This is a genomic window from Streptomyces sp. NPDC001070 (assembly GCF_053598835.1).
On record NZ_JBSFLB010000005.1, the window covers coordinates 98923 to 117223 of the forward strand.

Annotated in this window: 15 protein-coding genes; 12 read left to right on the top strand and 3 right to left on the bottom strand. The window is 73.9% G+C overall.

Annotation, left to right across the window (positions count from 1 at the left end; translation table 11 throughout):
* Positions 1-19 precede the first annotated feature (19 nt).
* Both ACWDAS_RS08095 and ACWDAS_RS08100 read left to right on the top strand, forming a co-directional pair.
* Positions 20-1726 (top strand): phosphatidylglycerol lysyltransferase domain-containing protein, encoded by a 1707-nt coding sequence (locus tag ACWDAS_RS08095; protein ID WP_450388020.1) that lies wholly within the window; start codon positions 20-22, stop codon positions 1724-1726.
* Entirely contained in the window at positions 1723-2421 is a 699-nt protein-coding gene (locus ACWDAS_RS08100; protein WP_450388021.1) for a hypothetical protein, read from the top strand. Before ACWDAS_RS08095 ends, ACWDAS_RS08100 begins: the two co-directional genes overlap by 4 nt.
* Here the strand turns inward: ACWDAS_RS08100 and ACWDAS_RS08105 are convergent.
* Entirely contained in the window at positions 2388-3125 is a 738-nt protein-coding gene (locus tag ACWDAS_RS08105; protein ID WP_450388022.1) for a hypothetical protein, read from the bottom strand. The two genes, ACWDAS_RS08100 and ACWDAS_RS08105, sit on opposite strands and share 34 nt — an antisense overlap.
* Positions 3126-3194: 69 nt before the next feature.
* On the opposite strand from ACWDAS_RS08105, the gene ACWDAS_RS08110 reads away from it, so the two are divergent.
* The 7 genes from ACWDAS_RS08110 (at position 3195) to ACWDAS_RS08140 (ending at position 12046) form a co-directional block, all read left to right on the top strand.
* Positions 3195-4004: an adenosylcobinamide-GDP ribazoletransferase gene (locus ACWDAS_RS08110; protein ID WP_450388023.1), complete on the top strand. Its 810-nt coding sequence runs from the start codon at positions 3195-3197 to the stop codon at positions 4002-4004.
* 301 nt (positions 4005-4305) lie between these two features.
* Positions 4306-5817, top strand: a complete 1512-nt coding sequence (locus ACWDAS_RS08115) for a leucyl aminopeptidase (RefSeq protein WP_450388024.1) — start codon at positions 4306-4308, stop codon at positions 5815-5817.
* A gap of 303 nt (positions 5818-6120) precedes the next feature.
* Complete coding sequence (gene lpdA / locus ACWDAS_RS08120; protein WP_450388025.1) at positions 6121-7509, top strand: dihydrolipoyl dehydrogenase; 1389 nt, start codon at positions 6121-6123, stop codon at positions 7507-7509.
* A 51-nt stretch (positions 7510-7560) separates the two neighbouring features.
* Positions 7561-9321 (top strand): 2-oxoglutarate dehydrogenase, E2 component, dihydrolipoamide succinyltransferase, encoded by a 1761-nt coding sequence (gene sucB / locus ACWDAS_RS08125; protein WP_450388026.1) that lies wholly within the window; start codon positions 7561-7563, stop codon positions 9319-9321.
* 200 nt (positions 9322-9521) lie between these two features.
* Positions 9522-10316: a hypothetical protein gene (locus tag ACWDAS_RS08130; protein WP_450388027.1), complete on the top strand. Its 795-nt coding sequence runs from the start codon at positions 9522-9524 to the stop codon at positions 10314-10316.
* A gap of 107 nt (positions 10317-10423) precedes the next feature.
* Positions 10424-11389, top strand: coding sequence for a helix-turn-helix transcriptional regulator (locus tag ACWDAS_RS08135; RefSeq protein WP_450388028.1), 966 nt, complete (start codon positions 10424-10426; stop codon positions 11387-11389).
* A 141-nt stretch (positions 11390-11530) separates the two neighbouring features.
* A complete protein-coding gene (locus tag ACWDAS_RS08140) occupies positions 11531-12046 on the top strand; it encodes a DUF4240 domain-containing protein (RefSeq protein ID WP_450388029.1) in 516 nt (171 codons plus the stop codon).
* Positions 12047-12063: 17 nt separating this feature from the next.
* On the opposite strand, the gene ACWDAS_RS08145 is transcribed toward ACWDAS_RS08140, so the two are convergent.
* Entirely contained in the window at positions 12064-12549 is a 486-nt protein-coding gene (locus tag ACWDAS_RS08145) for an N-acetyltransferase family protein (RefSeq protein WP_450388030.1), read from the bottom strand.
* A gap of 50 nt (positions 12550-12599) precedes the next feature.
* Here ACWDAS_RS08145 and ACWDAS_RS08150 point away from each other — a divergent pair, with 50 nt between their 5' ends.
* Positions 12600-13502, top strand: coding sequence for a TIGR01777 family oxidoreductase (locus ACWDAS_RS08150; protein ID WP_450388031.1), 903 nt, complete (start codon positions 12600-12602; stop codon positions 13500-13502).
* Positions 13503-13611: 109 nt separating this feature from the next.
* The gene (locus ACWDAS_RS08155) at positions 13612-14898 is read left to right on the top strand and encodes an NAD(P)/FAD-dependent oxidoreductase (protein WP_450388032.1); all 1287 of its coding nucleotides are present in this window, start codon (positions 13612-13614) and stop codon (positions 14896-14898) included.
* A 683-nt stretch (positions 14899-15581) separates the two neighbouring features.
* Here ACWDAS_RS08155 and ACWDAS_RS08160 read toward each other — a convergent pair.
* The gene (locus tag ACWDAS_RS08160; RefSeq protein ID WP_450388033.1) at positions 15582-17096 is read right to left on the bottom strand and encodes a regulator; all 1515 of its coding nucleotides are present in this window, start codon (positions 17094-17096) and stop codon (positions 15582-15584) included.
* Positions 17097-17457: 361 nt separating this feature from the next.
* Between ACWDAS_RS08160 and lipB the strand changes: the two genes are divergently transcribed.
* Complete coding sequence (lipB, locus tag ACWDAS_RS08165) at positions 17458-18264, top strand: lipoyl(octanoyl) transferase LipB (protein ID WP_450388034.1); 807 nt, start codon at positions 17458-17460, stop codon at positions 18262-18264.
* Positions 18265-18301: the final 37 nt, after the last annotated feature.

Genomic DNA, 18301 nt, shown 5'->3' on the forward strand with positions numbered 1-18301 from the left:
TCCCGTAGGATTCGATCTCATGGGAACGGCCGTCTCGGTCTGGCGTGAGCGCGGCGCGGTGTTCACCGTCCGGTATCTGCGCCTGGTCGGCCTGGTCGACCTGCTGGGCGCCGTGTGGGTGTCCTTCGGCAACGACATCCGGCGCCACGACGTCGACGAGTACTTCACCCCCTACCTGCTGACCGCCGGCTACACCACGGCTTTCTTCGCGCTCTTCCTCGCCGTCACCATGCGCCGCAGGAAGCGCGCGGCCTGGATCCTCAACCTCGTCGCCGCCGGGCTCTACCTGCTGCTCCTCGTCGTGGCGATGGTCGTCCCCGAGGTCCGCGGCCACCCCCAGAACTGGGTGTCCCTGGTGTGCACCGCCGCCTTCTGCGCCGCGCTGGTCGCCGGCCGGCCCGTCTTCCGCGCCAAGGGCGACCGCTCCGACGCGAGGCTGGCCGCCGCGGTCGCCGTCGGCGGCGTCGCGATCGGCGGCCTGCTCGCCGCAGGGCTGGTCACTGTCACCGACACCGCGCACGGCTCCACCTTCGGCGAGCGCTACGCGTACGCCATGCTCCGGGTGGTCTCGCTCGCGAGCGCCGAGGAATCCTTCCCGGGGATTTCAACCCCGGGCTGGGTCGACGTCGTCATCAACGTCATGAGTGCCCTGTTGTTCCTGCTGGTGCTGTACGTGGCGTTCCGCGCCCCCCGCGGCCGCGAACTGCTCTGCCCGGAGGACGAGATGCGGCTGCGCGCCCTGCTGGACCGGCACGGCGAACGGGACTCGCTCGGCTACTTCGCGCTCCGCCGCGACAAGAGCGTGGTCTGGTCGCCGACGGGCAAGTCCGCGATCGCCTACCGCGTCGTCGGCGGGGTCTCCCTGGCCTCCGGCGACCCGATCGGCGACCCCGAGGCGTGGCCCGGGGCCATCGACGCCTGGCTCGCCGAGGCCCGGTCGCACGCCTGGGTGCCGGCCGTGATGGGGGCCGGCGAGGAGGGCGGCACGATCTACGCGCGGCACGGACTGGGCGCCCTGGAGCTGGGCGACGAGGCGATCGTCGAGGTCGAGGAGTTCACGCTGGAGGGCCGCGCGATGCGCACCGTTCGGCAGGCGTACCACCGGGTCCAGCGCGCCGGGTACACGGTCCGCATCCGGCGTCACGAGTCCATCCCTGCGGCCGAGATGGACGCGCTGCTGGAGTGCGCGGACCGCTGGCGCGACGGGGAGACAGAGCGGGGATTCTCCATGGCGCTGGGACGGCTCGGCGGCCCGGCGGACGGCCGTTGCGTCATGGTGGAGTGCGCGGACGCGCGGGGTGCGCCGCGGGCGCTGCTCAGCTTCGTGCCGTGGGGGCGGCACAGGCTGTCGCTGGACCTGATGCGCCGCGACCGGGACTCCGACAACGGGCTGGTGGAGTTCATGGTGATCGAGCTGATCCGGCACGCGGACGAGGTCGGGGTCGAACGGGTCTCCCTCAACTTCGCGATGTTCCGGTCGGTCTTCGAGCGCGGGGCGAGGCTGGGCGCCGGGCCGGTGCTGCGGGTGTGGCGGGCACTGCTGACCTTCTTCTCCCGGTGGTGGCAGATCGAGTCGCTGTACCGCGCCAACGCCAAGTACCGGCCCATCTGGGAGCCGCGCTTCCTGCTCTTCGAGAAGGGCGGCGAGCTGCCCCGGATCGGGCTGGCCAGCGCACGGGCGGAGGGCTTCCTCACCGCGCCCCGGCTGCCCTCGCTGCGGCGGTGAGGGGCCTCGGCAAGCGGCTGCGGGAGTTCGCCCGCGCGGAGTGGGGCGCTCTGGCGTGGGACGTGCGTGAGGCGCTGGTGCGCCGGCGGCTGCGCGCGGTGCCGCTGACCCTCGGCGCGGTCGGCCTCGTCGGTCTGCTGCAGCTGGTGCAGATCACCTCCTGGGGCGCCGGGCCGGTCGCGCACATCGGCGTGGTCCGGGCCGGCATGCCCTTCGGGCAGGTCCTGTTGCGCACCCCGCTGTCGCTGTTCGTGCCCGCCCTCGGGCTGCCGGTGTGGGGCGCGCTCGCCCAGGTGCTGATCGTCTTCGGTGTCGCGGAGATCGCCGTCGGCCGGCTGCCCACGCTCGCCGTCGCCTACCTCGCGACGCTCGCCGGCACCTCGTACGCCCGCTACGCGCTGGCCGTGGGCCCGGACGGCTTCCTCGGCCTGCCCACGGAGTGGGTGACGGTCCGGGACACCGGGCCGTCGGCGGCCGTCGCGGCGCTGGCGGTGTACGTGGCGGTGCGCCACCGGGCGTGGGCGACGGCGTCGGCGGTCGTGGTGTGCATGGCGGCCGAGGCCGCGCTGGTCCCCAACCTCGCCGGGTACGAGCACTGCGCGGCGCTCGCCGCGGTGCTGCCGGTGTGCCTGGCGGAGCGCCTGGCCGCCCGTCGCCGGGCTCAGTGCTCGGTGAAGCCGCCCAGCCAGTCCTGAAGCCGCCTCAGCGGTCCCGACCAGCGCGCGTCGTGCTTGGCGGCGCGCACCTCCGCCCGGCGGGCCGCCCTGGGCCTGCGGTGGTAGAACCGCTCGGCCCAGAGGGACCCCGGACGGGCCAGCCGCAGGGCGCCGTACAGCGCGACGAAGGGGACGAAGACGCCGACGACGGCGGTGCGCAGCTTGCCCTTGACGAGGGCGACGAGGACGAAGAGGAAGTTGACGACGATGGTGACGATCACCGAGAGGCGGTTCTGCTGCTCGTCGGGGGTGAGCGAGTTGACGCCGAAGGGCACCAGTCCGCAGAGCATCATCAGGAGGACGGAGAAGGTGACGACGACGGCCTCGACGCTCTTGCGGCCGCGTTCGCTCCAGTACACGTCGTCCAGGTAGAGCACGAGCGCGAACTCGTCCAGGACCAGTCCCGCGCCCGCGCCGAACACCAGCGCCGAGAGGTAGGCGCCGAAGCCGCGGGAGGAACTGGCGACGCCCCCGAAGCCGCCGATCGTCATGAGGACGATCCCGGGCACCACGTGGTGGATGTGCGTGCCGCCGGACGAGATGTTGCGGAAGGGGCCCTTCCCGGCCCGGATGAGGCGGGTGATCATCCGTGTGATCAGGAAGGTCAGCACGAAGGCGCCGAGCGCCAGGAGCAGCGGCAGCTTCCCCGGCTCGATGATGTTGCGATACCACCAGTCGCTCATGCCGATTGCTCCCGTTTCGCCCCGTACGCGGCACTATACGGTTCCGGCCCGGCGGTTACCCTGCACGCCATGACCGCCGGCCCCTCCCCCGCTGACCCTGTCGTCGTCGCACCCGGCGACGGACTGCGCTTCGCCTTCGGCACGTTGACGGTGCTGCGGGTCCGGGTCACCCGCTGGGACCGCCCGGCGGCCCGCGCGGGGATGCTCTGGGCGCCGCTCGTCGGGCTGGTCGCGGGGCTGTGCTCGGCGGCGGCCGGCGGAGTGCTGCTGCTCCTGGGCTCGGGCCCGCTGCTCGCCGCGGTCGCGAGTGCCGCCGTACCGGCCGCACTGACGCGGGGGCTGCACCTGGACGGACTGGCGGACACCGCCGACGGGCTGGGCAGCGGCAAGCCCGCCGAGGACGCGCTGCGCATCATGAAGCAGTCCGACATCGGGCCCTTCGGCGTGCTCACCCTCGTCCTCGTCCTGCTGGCGCAGGTCGCCGCGCTGGCCGGGCTGTACGGCCAGTCCTGGACCCGGGGCGCGGCGGCCGCCGCCCTGGCCGGCCTCACCGCCCGCGCCGCCATGACGCTCGCCTGCCGCGCGGGTGTGCCCCCGGCCCGCCCCGGCGGGCTCGGCGCGGCCGTGGCGGGCGCCGTCCCCGCCCGTACCGCCTGGTCGCTCGCCGCGCTGACGGTCCTGGCCTGCGCGGCCTGCGGGGCCGCCTTCGGCGTGCCGGACGCCGTGCGCTGCGCGGCGGCGGCGCTGCTGGCGCTGGCCGCCGCCGAACTGCTGCTGCTCCGCTGCCGGAGGCGGCTGGGGGGTGTCACCGGTGACGTCTTCGGCGCGTTGTGCGAGACCGCCGCGACGGCAGCGCTGGTGGTCCTCTCCCTGGGCTGAGAGCCGGCGCCGGCGCGGCCGCCGTCCGGCCCCCGCGCCGGGCGGGGCCCCAACTCCCGCCGGGCGGCGCCGGTTCGGGGATCCCCCCGGAATGCCGGGCGGCCGCGCTCCCATAGGGAAAACCCGCGCCTTCACCGCCATGGGCGCAGGTCGTGGTCGCAAGCGACAGGAGTGAGCGTAAGGTCGGTGCTGCACCCCCCGCCCCGTGCCGCGAAGGAAGTCCGGCGTCGAGACACGAGGGGAGCCGGACGGAGTCCGGCGTCAAGTATTGGACCCCCGAAGGAACAGGATCCGCATCACCGTGACTGCACTGACTCTCAGCACCTCCTCCGCGGCAGCGCTGCGCGCTGACGCCGTCGTCGTCGGCGTGGCCAAGGGCGCGAAGGGCCCCGAGGTCGCCGCCGGGGCGGAGGCGGTGGACCAGGCCTTCGCCGGCCGGCTCGCCGCGACGCTCGAGACACTGGGCGCCTCGGGCGCTGAGGGTGAGGTGACCAAGCTCCCCGCACCGGACGGTCTGAAGTCCCCGGTCGTGCTGGCGGTCGGACTCGGGGAGGCCCCGGCCGACGGCGCCGCGTACGACACCGAGGCGCTGCGCAAGGCCGCCGGCGCCGCCGCCCGCGCGCTGGCCGGGTCGAAGAAGGCCGCGTACGCGCTGCCGGTGCAGGACGCGGACGCCGCGCAGGCGATCGCCGAGGGCGCGCTGCTCGGCGCCTACGCGTACACCGCGTACCAGTCGGCCAACGGCAAGGCGCCGCTCGCCGAGATCGCGCTGGTCGGCGCGAAGCCGCGCGACAAGGCGTTCAAGGCCGCGGCCGAGCGGGCCACCGTCATCGCGACCGAGGTCAACCGGGCGCGCGACCTGATCAACATGCCGCCGAACGACCTCAACCCGAAGTCCTTCGCCGCGCTCGCGCAGGAGGCCGCCAAGGAGCACGGCCTCAAGATCGAGGTGCTGGACGAGAAGGCGCTGATCAAGGGCGGCTACGGCGGCATCATGGGCGTCGGCCAGGGCTCGGCGAACCCGCCGCGCCTGGTCAAGATCTCGTACGCGGGCGCCAAGGGCCGCGACGCCAAGCACCTCGCGCTGGTCGGCAAGGGCATCACCTACGACTCGGGCGGCATCTCCCTGAAGCCGGCCGGCCACAACGAGACCATGAAGTGCGACATGAGCGGCGCCGCCGCCGTGCTGTCCACCGTGGTCGCCGCCGCGCGCCTCGGCCTGTCCGTCAACGTCACCGGCTGGCTGGCCCTCGCCGAGAACATGCCGTCGGGCAGCGCGGCCCGTCCCGGCGACGTGCTGAAGATGTACAGCGGCAAGACCGTCGAGGTGCTCAACACCGACGCCGAGGGCCGCCTGGTGATGGCCGACGCGATCACCCGCGCCTCGGAGGAGAAGCCCGACGCGATCATCGACGTGGCGACCCTGACCGGCGCCATGGTGCTGGCGCTCGGCAACCGCATCTTCGGTGTCATGGCCAACGACGACGCCTTCCGCACCGCGGTGCACGAGACCGCGACCGAGGTCGGCGAGCAGTCCTGGCCGATGCCGCTCCCGGCCGACCTGCGCAAGGCGATGGACTCCCCCACCGCGGACATCTCCAACATGGGCGAGCGCATGGGCGGCGGCCTGGCGGCCGGCCTGTTCCTGAAGGAGTTCGTCGGCGAGGGCATCACCTGGGCGCACCTGGACATCGCGGGTCCGGCCTTCAACGAGTCCGGCCCCTTCGGCTACACCCCCAAGGGCGGCACCGGCTCCGCCATCCGCACCCTGGTGCGCGTGGCCGAGAAGGCGGGCGAGGGCGAGCTGCTCTAGCCGCGGTGTAAGCCTCAGCACATTCGGTACGGCCCCGGGTATGGCATCCGGGGCCGTACGCGTTCGCCAAGAGCGAGCAAAGAGTGCAACCGCTTCGCATTTCGCAGGGGATACCGGCGAGTAGCCCCGGCCAGGGACGTTCCGTACGTCTCAGACACCGGCCCGGTGCCTCGCCCGCCCCGAACAAGTGCGAAGATGTTGTCTCGGCACGACAGGGCCCCGTTTAACAGAAGCGGCCGAACAAAAGCCGCCGCCCGGTCACGACGGACCGGCTCCGGCGTATCCATGCATGGAGGACGTGACGTGGCGAACGACGCCAGCACCGTTTTCGACCTAGTGATCCTCGGTGGCGGTAGCGGCGGCTACGCCGCGGCCCTGCGCGCGGCGCAGCTCGGTCTGGACGTCGCCCTGATCGAGAAGGACAAGCTCGGCGGCACCTGCCTGCACCGCGGCTGCATCCCCACGAAGGCTCTGCTGCACGCCGGTGAGATCGCGGACCAGGCCCGCGAGGCCGAGCAGTTCGGTGTCAAGGCCACTTTCGAGGGCATCGACATCGCCGGGGTCCACAAGTACAAGGACGACGTGATCTCGGGCCTCTACAAGGGCCTGCAGGGCCTGGTGGCCTCCCGCAAGGTCACCTACGTGACCGGTGAGGGCCGGCTCTCCTCCCCCACCACGGTGGACGTCAACGGCCAGCGCTACACCGGCCGGCACGTGCTGCTCGCGACCGGTTCCGTGCCGAAGTCGCTGCCGGGCCTGGCCATCGACGGCGACCGCATCATCTCCTCCGACCACGCGCTGGTCCTGGACCGCGTGCCGAAGTCCGCGATCATCCTGGGCGGCGGCGTCATCGGCGTCGAGTTCGCCTCGGCGTGGAAGTCCTTCGGTGCCGACATCACCATCGTCGAGGGCCTGCCGCACCTCGTGCCGGCCGAGGACGAGAACAGCTCCAAGCTCCTGGAGCGCGCCTTCCGCAAGCGGGGCATCAAGTTCAACCTCGGCACCTTCTTCTCCAAGGCCGAGTACACCGCCGACGGCGTCAAGGTCACCCTCGCCGACGGCAAGGAGTTCGAGGCCGAGGTCCTGCTCGTCGCCGTCGGCCGCGGGCCGGTCTCCCAGGGCCTGGGCTACGAGGAGGCCGGGGTCGCCATGGACCGCGGCTACGTCCTGGTCGACGAGTACATGCGCACCAACGTGCCCACCATCTCCGCGGTCGGCGACCTCGTCCCGACCCTGCAGCTGGCCCACGTCGGCTTCGCCGAGGGCATCCTCGTCGCGGAGCGGCTGGCCGGCCTGAAGACCGTCCCGATCGACTACGACGGCGTGCCACGCGTCACGTACTGCCACCCGGAGGTCGCCTCCGTCGGCATCTCCGAGGCCAAGGCCAAGGAACTGTACGGCGCCGACAAGGTCGTCACCCTGAAGTACAACCTGGCCGGCAACGGCAAGAGCAAGATCCTCAAGACCGCGGGCGAGATCAAGCTCGTCCAGGTCCGCGACGGTGCGGTGGTCGGCGTCCACATGGTCGGTGACCGCATGGGCGAGCAGGTCGGCGAGGCGCAGCTGGTCTACAACTGGGAGGCCCTGCCCGCGGAGGTCGCGCAGCTCATCCACGCGCACCCGACGCAGAGCGAGGCCCTCGGCGAGGCCCACCTGGCGCTGGCCGGCAAGCCGCTGCACTCGCACGACTGATTCACGGACACGCAGAACCATCCGCACAGATCGTTAGGAGCAACCGAAACCATGGCGGTTTCCGTAACCCTGCCGGCGCTCGGCGAGAGCGTGTCCGAGGGCACCGTCACCCGCTGGCTGAAGGCCGAGGGTGAGCGCGTCGAGGCCGACGAGCCGCTGCTCGAGGTGTCGACCGACAAGGTCGACACCGAGATCCCGGCGCCCGCCTCGGGCATCCTCTCCTCCATCAAGGTGGCCGAGGACGAAACGGTGGAGGTCGGCGCCGAGCTGGCCGTCATCGACGACGGCACGGGCGCCCCCGCTGCCGCCCCGGCCCCGGCCGCCGCGGCCGAGCCCGCGCCGGCTCCGGTGCAGGAGGCCCCGGCGCCCGCCGCCGAGACCCCCGCCCCCGCCCCGGCCCCGGCCGGCGCCGCCGAGGGCACCCCGGTGCTGCTGCCGGCGCTGGGCGAGTCGGTGACCGAGGGCACCGTCACCCGCTGGCTGAAGTCGGTCGGTGAGACCGTGGACGCCGACGAGCCGCTGCTCGAGGTCTCCACGGACAAGGTCGACACCGAGATCCCGTCGCCGGCCGCCGGCACCCTGCTGGAGATCCTGGTCGGCGAGGACGAGACCGCCGAGGTCGGCGCCAAGCTCGCCGTCATCGGTGTTGCCGGTGCCGCGCCCGCCGCCGCCCCGGCTCCCGCCGCTCCCGCCCCGGCCCCGGCGCCCGCCGCTCCCGCCCCGGCCCCGGCCGCCGCGGCTCCGGCCCCGGCGCCCGCCCCGGTCGCTCCGTCGGCCCCGGCTCCCGCGCCCGCCCCGGTGGCCCCGGCTCCCGCTCCGGCCCCCGTCGCCGCTCCGGCTCCGGTCACCCCGGCCCCGGCCGCTCCGTCGGCCACCGCGCCGACCGACGAGGGCGCGTACGTGACCCCGCTGGTCCGCAAGCTCGCCGCCGAGAACGGCGTGGACCTCGCCACGGTCAAGGGCACCGGTGTCGGTGGCCGCATCCGCAAGCAGGACGTCCTGGCCGCCGCCGAGGCCGCCAAGGCCGCCGCTCCCGCCCCGTCCGCCCCGGCTCCCGCCGCGGGCGTCACGGTGCCGGCCGCGGCCGCCGCGCTGCGCGGTCAGACCGTCAAGATGACCCGCATCCGCAAGGTCATCGCCGACAACATGATGAAGGCCCTGCACAGCCAGGCGCAGCTGTCGACCGTGGTCGAGGTGGACGTCACCAAGATCATGAGGCTGCGGGCCCGGGCCAAGGAGTCCTTCCTGGCCCGCGAGGGCGTCAAGCTCTCGCCGATGCCGTTCTTCGTCAAGGCCGCCGCCGAGGCGCTCAAGGCCCACCCGGTCGTCAACGCCAAGATCAACGACGACGGCACCATCACCTACCACGACGTCGAGAACATCGGCATCGCGGTGGACTCGGAGCAGGGCCTGATGGTCCCGGTCATCAAGGGCGCCGGCGACCTCAGCCTGGCCGGCATCGCCAAGAAGACCGCCGAGCTGGCCGGCAAGGTCCGCAACAAGAAGATCAGCCCGGACGACCTGTCCGGCGGCACGTTCACGATCAGCAACACCGGCTCGCGCGGTGCGCTGTTCGACACGATCATCGTGAACTACCCGCAGGTCGCCGAGCTGGGCATCGGCGCCACCGTGCGCCGCCCGATGGTGGTCAACCACCCGGACCTGGGTGAGACCATCGCGATCCGCGACGTGGCGTACCTGACCCTGTCGTACGACCACCAGCTGGTCGACGGCGCGGACGCCGCCCGCTACCTGAACGACGTCAAGGCCCGTCTCGAGGCCGGCGAGTTCGAGGGCGACCTGGGTCTGTAACCGACCGGGAACCCCGCGGATCCGTACCGCGGCCGAGGCCCCAGCCCCTCCCGGGCTGGGGCCTCTGCCTTTTCCGGGAAATCCCGTACGGGGTTGAGCGGTTCGGGCCGGACGGACGTATAGGAGGGGGCAAGGCCATGCACCGCCCGTGAGGGGCCAGACGGGCGCGACCAGCAGTCGATCACTGTCGAGGAGACCAGATGTCGCGTGCCCTTCCGTCCTTCAACCGCAGACGCGTGCTCGTGGCCGGCGTCGTGGGCGGTGCCCTGGTGTCGGGAGTCGTGGTGGTGGGAGCGGCCATGGCGGGCCAGGCACGGCCCACGGCCACCGCCGCGCCCACGGTCAGCTGCCCCGCGGTGCGGGGCGCTCTCCCGGCGATCCCCTCGCAGGCCCGGGCCGAGGTCGACCGCAACCTCGCGCTGCTCGACACCCAGATCGCCGAGGCAGACCGCCGGCTCGTCACCTCCCAGGGCGAGGGCGGGCCCGGCTTCGTCGACAACGCCATCCTGGGGCCGCTGAAGGACAAGCGGGTCGCCACACTCGACCGCATCGCCATCGCCATCGGCCGGCACGCCGCCCGGCCCACCGGGCTGGAGGCCCTCGCCGGCTGCGCCCTGAGCACCGGCGGTACCACGGCGGCACCGGCCGCCCAGGCACCGGCCGCGTCCGCGGCCCCGTCCGGCGGGTCCCCGGCCGCCGCGGGCGACTCCATCGTGTGCCCGGACGTGGCGTCCCGCGTGGGCGCCGTCCCGGCCGCCGCCCGCGCCGAGGTGGACCGTGAACTCGCCCTGCTGCAACGGCAGATCCAGGAGGCCGAGAACCGGCTGGTCACCACCCGCGGGCAGGGCGGGCCCAACTTCGTCGGCAACGCGATCCTCGGTCCGCTCCGGGGCAAGCGCGCCGCGGTGATCGACCGCATCACCATCGCCATCTCCCGCCAGGGCGCCACCGCCCCCACCGGCCTGGCCGCCCTGGCGGGTTGCGCGCTGCGTTGACCTTCCCCCCGCGCTGACGCGCACGCAGCGGGCCCCGGCGGGGCCGGTCCGGACCTCTCGGACCGGCCCCGTCCCGGTGCCCGCGCAGACCGCATAGCCTCGGGGGTATGCGTGCGGCACGGCTGATCCACCTCGTCCTCCTGCTCCAGTCCCGTGAATCGATGACGGCGACCGAACTCGCCAAGGCCCTGGAGGTGTCCGAGCGCACCGTCGGCCGGGACGTGCTGGCGCTCTCCGAGGCGGGCGTGCCGGTCTACGCCGAACGGGGGCGCTCCGGCGGCTACCGGCTGGTCGACGGCTACCGCACCCGGCTGACCGGACTGGCCCGCGCGGAGGCCGAGGCGCTCTTCCTGTCCGGGGTGCCGGCCGCGCTGCGGGCCATGGGCCTGCACGACGCGGGCTCCTCGGCCCGTCTGAAGGTCTCGGCCGCCCTGCTTCCCGAACTGCGGGACGCGCCGCGCTCGGCGGCGCAGCGCTTCCATCTGGACGCGCCCGGCTGGTGGCAGGAGCCGGAGACCCCTCGGCTGCTGCCGGCGCTCGCGGAGGCGGTGTGGGGGGACCGGCGGCTGCGGGCCCGCTACCGGCGCGGGGACGAGGAGGTGGAGCGGGAGCTGGATCCGTACGGGCTCGTGCTGAAGGGGGGCGTCTGGTACGCGGTGGCACGCTGCGGCACGGACTTCCGGGTCTACCGGGTGGACCGCTTCCGCGCCGCGGAACCTTCGCCGGATCGTTTCAGCAGAGACCCGGACTTCGATCTGCCCGCGTTCTGGGAGGCCCGCGCCGCCGAGTTCGCCCGCTCGGTGCTCCGCGAGGCCGTCGTCGTCCGCCTCTCGGCCGACGGCGCCCGCCGCCTCCCGTACGTCACCGACCGCACCGCGGCCCGCGAGGCCCTCACGGCCGCCGCGCCGCCCGACCCGCGGGGACGGGTCACCGTCACACTCCCCGTCGAGACGCAGGACGTCGCCTACGACCAGCTCCTGGCTCTCGGCCCCGACGCCGAGGTCCTCCGCCCGGCCGCCCTGCGGAAGCGCCTGGCCGAGGCGGCCCGGGCGATGGCGGCCGCGTACGCCTGAGGACCGCGCGGTGCGGCGCGAGGACACGCTGCGGACGGACCGTCATCAGGGCGCCGCCGCGCACGGGATGTCCCACGACACGGGCGCGTCTGCGCCGTTCCGCGTGCGTCCGGGGGCCGCAGCCAGGATGCTGGAGCGGTGATGGACGAGACGGAGTTCTGGGAGATCGTCGACAGCACACGCGGGGCAGCGGGAGGCGATCCGGAGGAGCACGCCGACCTGCTGGTGGAACGGCTGACCCAGCTGGACCCGGAGTCCGTCGTCGACTTCGCACGGCACTTCGAGAGCCGCTTCAACCGGGCCTACCGCTGGGACGTGTGGGCCGCCGCGGACCTGATGCTGGGCGGCGCCGGTGACGACGCCTTCGACTTCTTCCGGTGCTGGCTCATCGGGCAGGGCCGGCACGTCTTCGAGAGCGCCGTCCACGACCCCGACACCCTCGCGGACATGGGCGACTCCTTCGACCCGGAGGTCGACGGCGACGCCGAGGACCTCGGCTACGCCGCGGACGAGGCGTACGAGCAGCTCACCGGTGTCCGGCTGCCGGACCTCGGCCTTCCCGAGCAGCCCGCCGAGCCGGAGGGCGTCTACATCGACTTCGAGAACGCGGCCGCCGTGGCGGAACGATTCCCCAGGCTCTGGGAACGCTTCGGCTGAACTCCCCGGTCACCACGTCACAGCGAGCGCCCCATGAACACGTCGTCCACATAGGCGCCGTCCAGCAGGAACTCCCCCGGAAGGACGCCCTCCACCACGAACCCGGCCGCCTCGTACAGCCGGCGGGCCGGGGTGTTGTGGCCCAGCACCCGCAGCGTGACGCGCAGCGCCCCCTGCCGGCGGGCCGCGTCCACGGCCGCCATGACGAGTTCCAGCCCGACCCCGCGGCCCCGCGCCCAGGTGTCGACCGCCAGGCCCTGGATCTGGCGTACGTGGGCGTTGGACGCCAGCGGAGTCGGCGGCACGACCCCGACGAATCCGGCGACCCGGCCCTCGACCTCCGCCACCAGGCACACGTCCGGGCCCAAGCGGTCGCTGAAGAAGTCCTCGTGCTCCTCCAGCGGCGGCCGCACCGCGTGCAGGGTGGACCAGGTCGCCCGTTCCAGACGGGCGAGCACGGGGTCGTCGGACAGCAGGGCCGGGCGCACACGGATGTCGGACATGCGTGTCACCCTCCCACACCGGCGGGGCCCTTCCGCGCGACGATGTCCCCATGCGCATCGCCATCACCGGCTCGTCCGGGCTCATCGGTTCCGCCCTGATCCGCTCCCTGCACTCCGACCGGCACGAGGTCGTACGCCTCGTCAGGCGCGAGCCGTCCGGGCCGGACGAGGTGCGCTGGGACCCCGAAGGCGGCACCGTCGACACCTCCGGCCTCACGGACGTGGAGGCCGTCGTCCACCTCGCCGGCGCCGGGGTCGGCGACCACCGCTGGACGGACGCGTACAAGAAGACCATCCACGACAGCCGCGTACTGGGCACCGCCACCCTCGCGCGGGCCCTCGCCTCCCTGGACGCACCGCCGCGGGTGCTCGTCAGCGGCTCCGGGATCACCGCGTACGGCGACACCGGCGACCGCCGGGTCGACGAGAGCGCCCCGCTCGGCACCGGCTTCCTCGCCTCCGTCTGCCGCGACTGGGAGGCCGCCGCCAATCCGGCCCGCGAGGCGGGCATCCGCACCGCGTTCATCCGCACCGGTCTGGTCGTGTCCGGCAGGGGCGGGGCGTGGGCGCGGCTCTTCCCGCTCTTCAAGGCGGGCCTGGGCGGGCGGCTCGGCGACGGGCGCCAGTACTGGAGCTTCATCTCCCTGTACGACCAGATCGCCGCGCTGCGCCACATCATCGGCACCGAGTCCGTCTCGGGCCCGGTCAACATGTGCGCGCCAGAGGCCCTCACCAACGCCGAGGTGACCGAGGCGATGGGGCGGGTGCTGCGCCGGCCCACGGTGTTCGCGGTCCCAGGGCCCGTAGTGCGCACGGTCGTCGGGGAGTTCGCCACCGAGATCCTCAGCAGCACGCGCGCGGTGCCGCGGGTGCTCCTGGACTCCGGATTCGCCTTCACCCACCCCGGGATCGACGACGCGATCCGCGCCGCGCTGGCCGAAGAAAGGCACTGAATGCCACCTGGGCCCGTTTTCCGGCATCAGTTGGCACGGGAGTGGGCATGACGGTTCCAGCGCCAGCTGACGCGAGCGGGGAAACGTGCCGACCTCGGGGAGGGGCATCGTGCTCTCTACAGCACGCTCTACGGGTTCACTGACGGACGTGTGCGTGATCGGGGCCGGCCTCGCCGGGCTCTCCGCGGCGCATCACCTCACCAGCGCGGGGCTCACCGTCACCGTCCTGGAGGCCGAGGACCGGGTCGGCGGCCGCATGGCCACCGAGAAGGTCGACGGTTTCCTCCTCGACCGGGGCCCACAACTGCTCAACACCTCCTACCCGGAGCTGCGCCGTACCCCGGTCCTGCGGGGCCTGCAGCTGCGGCCGTTCTCCCCCGGCGTCCTGGTCCGGGCCGACGGCCGTGGCTACCGCGTCGGCGATCCGCGCGCCGCGCTCGCCGTGGCCCGCGCGCCCATCGGCTCGCCTCTGGACAAGGCCCGGCTGCGGGCGGCCCTCAACCGCCTCGCCGACGCCCCCGCCGACCGGCTCCTCGACCGCCCCGAGACCACGGCGGCCGCCGCCCTCGCCTCGCGCGGCTTCGCGCCGCGCACGGTCGACGGCTACTTGCGGCCGCTGCTGTCCGCGCTGCTCTGCGACCCGGACCTCACCACCTCCAGCCGGGTCGCCGACCTCGTCCTGCGCGGCTTCGCCCTCGGCCGTACGTGCCTGCCGGCGGGCGGCGCGGCGGCGGTCCCCCAGGCGCTGGCGGCCGCGCTGCCGCCCGGGACGGTCCGCACCGGGGTGCGGGCGGTCACCGCGGCCACCAACGGCGTCCGTACGGCGGGCGGGGAGGAGATCCCGTGCCGGGCCGTGGTCGTCGCCACGGGGGCCCGTGCGGCGGCCGGGCTCCTGCCCGGGCTGCGGATCCCGGCCTTCCACGGCGTCACGGTCGTCCACCATGCCGCGGCGGTGGCGCCGCTGCGGCAGCCGGTGCTCGTGCTCGACGCGGACCGCCGCGGCCCGGTCTCCCACACGATTCCGGCCAGCCTCGTCGACCCCTCCCGCGCGCCCGTGGGCCGCGCCCTGGTCACCTCCGTCCTGCTCGGCCCCGCCGCCGTCCCAGCCCCGGACGACATCGCCGTCCGGGCCCACCTCGCGGAGCTCTACGGCACCTCCACGGCGGGGTGGGAACTGCTCGCCGTCCACCACGACCCCGACGCGCTGCCCGCGATGCCGGCGCCGCACGATCTGCGGCGGCCGGTGCGGATCCTGCAGGGGCTCTACGTGTGCGGCGACCACCGCGACACCAGCACGGTGCAGGGGGCACTGCTCTCCGGGCGCCGTGCGGCGCAACGCCTCCTGCGCGACGTCGGCATCCACCGGGGCCCCGGCACGCAGCCGCTCGCCGCGTAGGGCCCTCTTGGGCGTTCCCGGTTTCTTGGGTGTTCCCGAGTTCTTCGGCCTTCCCGAGTCCTTCGGCTCTCCCGGCGTCTCGCGCCTTCGGCGCAAAGCGGCCGGCTGCGGACGGGAGGTGGGGGCGGCGGCCCGGTTCGCCGGGTGCGGGCGGGTGGGTGGCGGGTGTTCGGGCGCCGGAGCGGAGCCGGTTGTTCCTCCGGTTCCGGTCTCGTTGCCGTCCGCGGGTGCAGATGGCCGGTGACCACGCCATCCGTGGGCGGGGGGCGCGCCCGCCGCGACGCGCGTCTGCGGGTGCTTGCGGTGTGGCGGTCACATCGGGCCCTCGGCCGGGGGCCGCCGGCACTTCGGGCTCGCTGTCGCCGTCCAGGAGGGCGACAGCGAGCCCGATCGCCACGAAGCAGCCGCAGACGCGGCTCGCGGGGGCGCGCCCACCTCGACAGCGGGCGTGGAGGCGGCCGTCCCACCCGCGGACGGCAACGAGTCCGGCAGCACGGCACCGGTGTCCCGCCCCGGCGCCCGAACGCCGGCCACCCACCGGCCCGCACCCCCGCGAACCAGGCCCGCGCCCGCCTTCCCGTCCGCAGCCCGCCGCATTGCGACCGAAGGGCACGAGACGAACCCGCACCCGCCCACGAACACGACCGCCCCACCGGCACGCCGGTCCCGGCGCCCGGCGGGGGCTACCCCACGGGGACACCCAGGGCCGTCGCCCGGTCGTGGAAGGCACGGACGGGGGCGGCGTCGCGGTGGGCCTCCAGGCGGCGGCTGAAGTCACGGACGTACTCCACGGCACGCAGCGACCGCATCTCGACCGCGGCCTGCATGGCCTCCGCCCCCAGCGCGCAGGCGGCGTCGACCTCGCCGAGGCCGAGCCGCGCGGAGGCCAGCACCGTACGGCAGAACACGCGGCTGCGCGCGTACGCGTGGCCCCGCAGCTGCAGCGAACGCTCGGCGTGCTGCGACGCCGCCCGGTACTGCCCGAGGTCCCGGTGGCAGTGCCCGAACTCGTCCGCGAGCTGAGCCTCGTCGAAGAAGCGCGCCCAGGACGGTACGTCGTCGCCGGTCCGGACCGCCTCCAGGGCCCGTTCGGCCCGCACCAGCGCCGCCGTGCACGCCCGGACCTCCCCGAGCAGCCCGTGCCCGCGCGCCTCCGCCGCGTGGAACAGTGCCTGCACGATCGGCGGGGCGCCGCTGCCGACCCCCTGCTGGGCCACCCGCGCCAGCTGGACGGCCTCCCGGCCGTGCCCGAGGTAGACCGCCTGGCGGCTCATCGTGATGAGGACGTAGCCCCCGTAGACCCGGTCCCCGGCGGCCTGCGCGAGCCGCAGCGCCTGGACGAAGTACCGCTGCGCGAGCCCGTGCGCGCCGATGTCGTACGAGGTCCACCCCGCGAGCCGGGTGAGGTCGGCGACCGCGGCGAAGAGACGGCGCCCCATGGTCTCCCCGTACGTTCCCCGCAGCATGGGCTCGGCCTCGTGCTCGAGGTAGCGGACGAGGGCCTGCCGGGCGTGGCCGCCGCCGTACGCGTTGTCGAGGGTGCGGAAGAGTTCGCCGACCGACCGCAGGGCGGCGATGTCCCCCATGCCGACCCGCTGCACACCGCCGCCGAACACCGCGGGCGCGGCCGTCGCGACCGGCGCGGACACCCCCCGTAAGCCGCCCCCGGCCCGCTGCGCCGGCAGCCGCGCCGCCCCGTGCCCCACGCCGTGTCCCGGGCCCGGCCCGTGACCCGGTTCTGCGCTGCGCCCCACCCGGTCGTCCGCCCGGCCGATCAGCCAGTCGCGGCTGGGGACGACCAGCCCCGCGGGGGTGAACGCGATCTTGCGCAGGTCGGCCTGGTTCCCGGTGTCCTTCCGCCACAGCCCCGAGACGATCTCCACGGCCTCCTCCGGGGAGGAGGCGTACTCCAGCCCCGCGTAGACCGGGGCGACGGCGTCGAGGCCGAGGTCGTGGGCGGACAGCCGGCGCCCGAGCCGCCGGGTGAAGACCTCGGCGATGAGTGCGGGCGTCGTGCCCCGCGGCTGCTGGCCGCGCAGCCACCGGGTGACGGAGGTCTTGTCGTACCGCAGGTCCAGACCGTGCTCGATGCCGAGCTGGTCCACCCGGCGGGCGAGCCCGGCGTTGGAGAAGCCGGCTTCGGCGATCAGGGCGGCCAGTTGACGGTTCGGGGGGCGCTGCGAGGAACGGTCGGACATCGGTGGTGCGGTCCCCTGCCTTCCGGGCTTCCGGGCTTGCGGGCGTTCGGGTGCGTGCGGGCATGCGTTCGCTGTTTGTGGTGTGCGGCCCCGGGCGGTCCGACTTCGGGCCGTGCGCCGCGGGACCATCCGCAGAACGGCGCGAATGTAACGTTCTGTATCGACTCACTCACCACCCCAGCGCCTCGCATTCGCCGTATCGGGTGAATCTGCACCCACATATCGGCAGAATCCTTCCCTTGGCCGCCAACGGGTGCTAAGGCCCCAGCCCTGTGCAGCACTCCGCCGCACCGGACGTACAGTTGCTGAGGCGCTCATCGCTCATGGAGGAGCGCCGAAGAGGACCACAAAGGGAGCGGCCGTGAGTGACCTGCGCTTCGTCCACATGGGCTTCGGCGAGGACGCGGTGGAGTACGTGGAGGCGTGGGAGGAGCAGCGCCGCGTGCACGCCGCACGCTTCGCCGACGAGATCCCCGACACGTGCCTGCTGCTTGAGCACCCGCCGGTGTACACCGCGGGCCGCCGGACCGAGGACAGCGAGCGCCCGCTGGACGGCACTCCCGTGGTCGACGTCGACCGCGGCGGCAAGATCACCTGGCACGGGCCGGGCCAGCTGGTCGGCTACCCGATCCTGAAGCTGCCCCGCCCGGTGGACGTGGTCGCCCACGTGCGCCGCCTGGAGGAGGCGCTGATCAACGCGTGCGCCGAGTTCGGGCTGGAGACCACCCGGGTCGAGGGCCGCAGCGGCGTCTGGGTGCTGGGCGACCCGATCGAGGACCGTCCGCCGGTGATCCCGGGCCTGACCCTCGACTTCGATCCGCGGTTGCAGGACGACGAGTTCGACCCGCGCCTGTCGGGCCCCGAGTACGCCCCGTCCAACGCCGGCCAGCGCCGCGAGGACCGCAAGCTCGCCGCGATCGGCATCCGGGTCGCGAAGGGCGTGACGATGCACGGCTTCGCGCTGAACGTGAACCCGGACAACACCTGGTTCGACCGGATCGTGCCGTGCGGCATCCGGGACGCGGGCGTGGCCTCGCTCAGCAACGAGCTCGGCCGTGACATCACCGTCGCGGAAGTCGTGCCGGTGGTCGAGAAGCACTTGCGGGCGGTCCTGGAGTCGGCCGTGCCGCTCCCCCGGGCCGTCCAGGAATCCACAGGCGTACGCTGATGTTCACCAAGGAAACGAAGCCTCGAGAGGGAGTCGG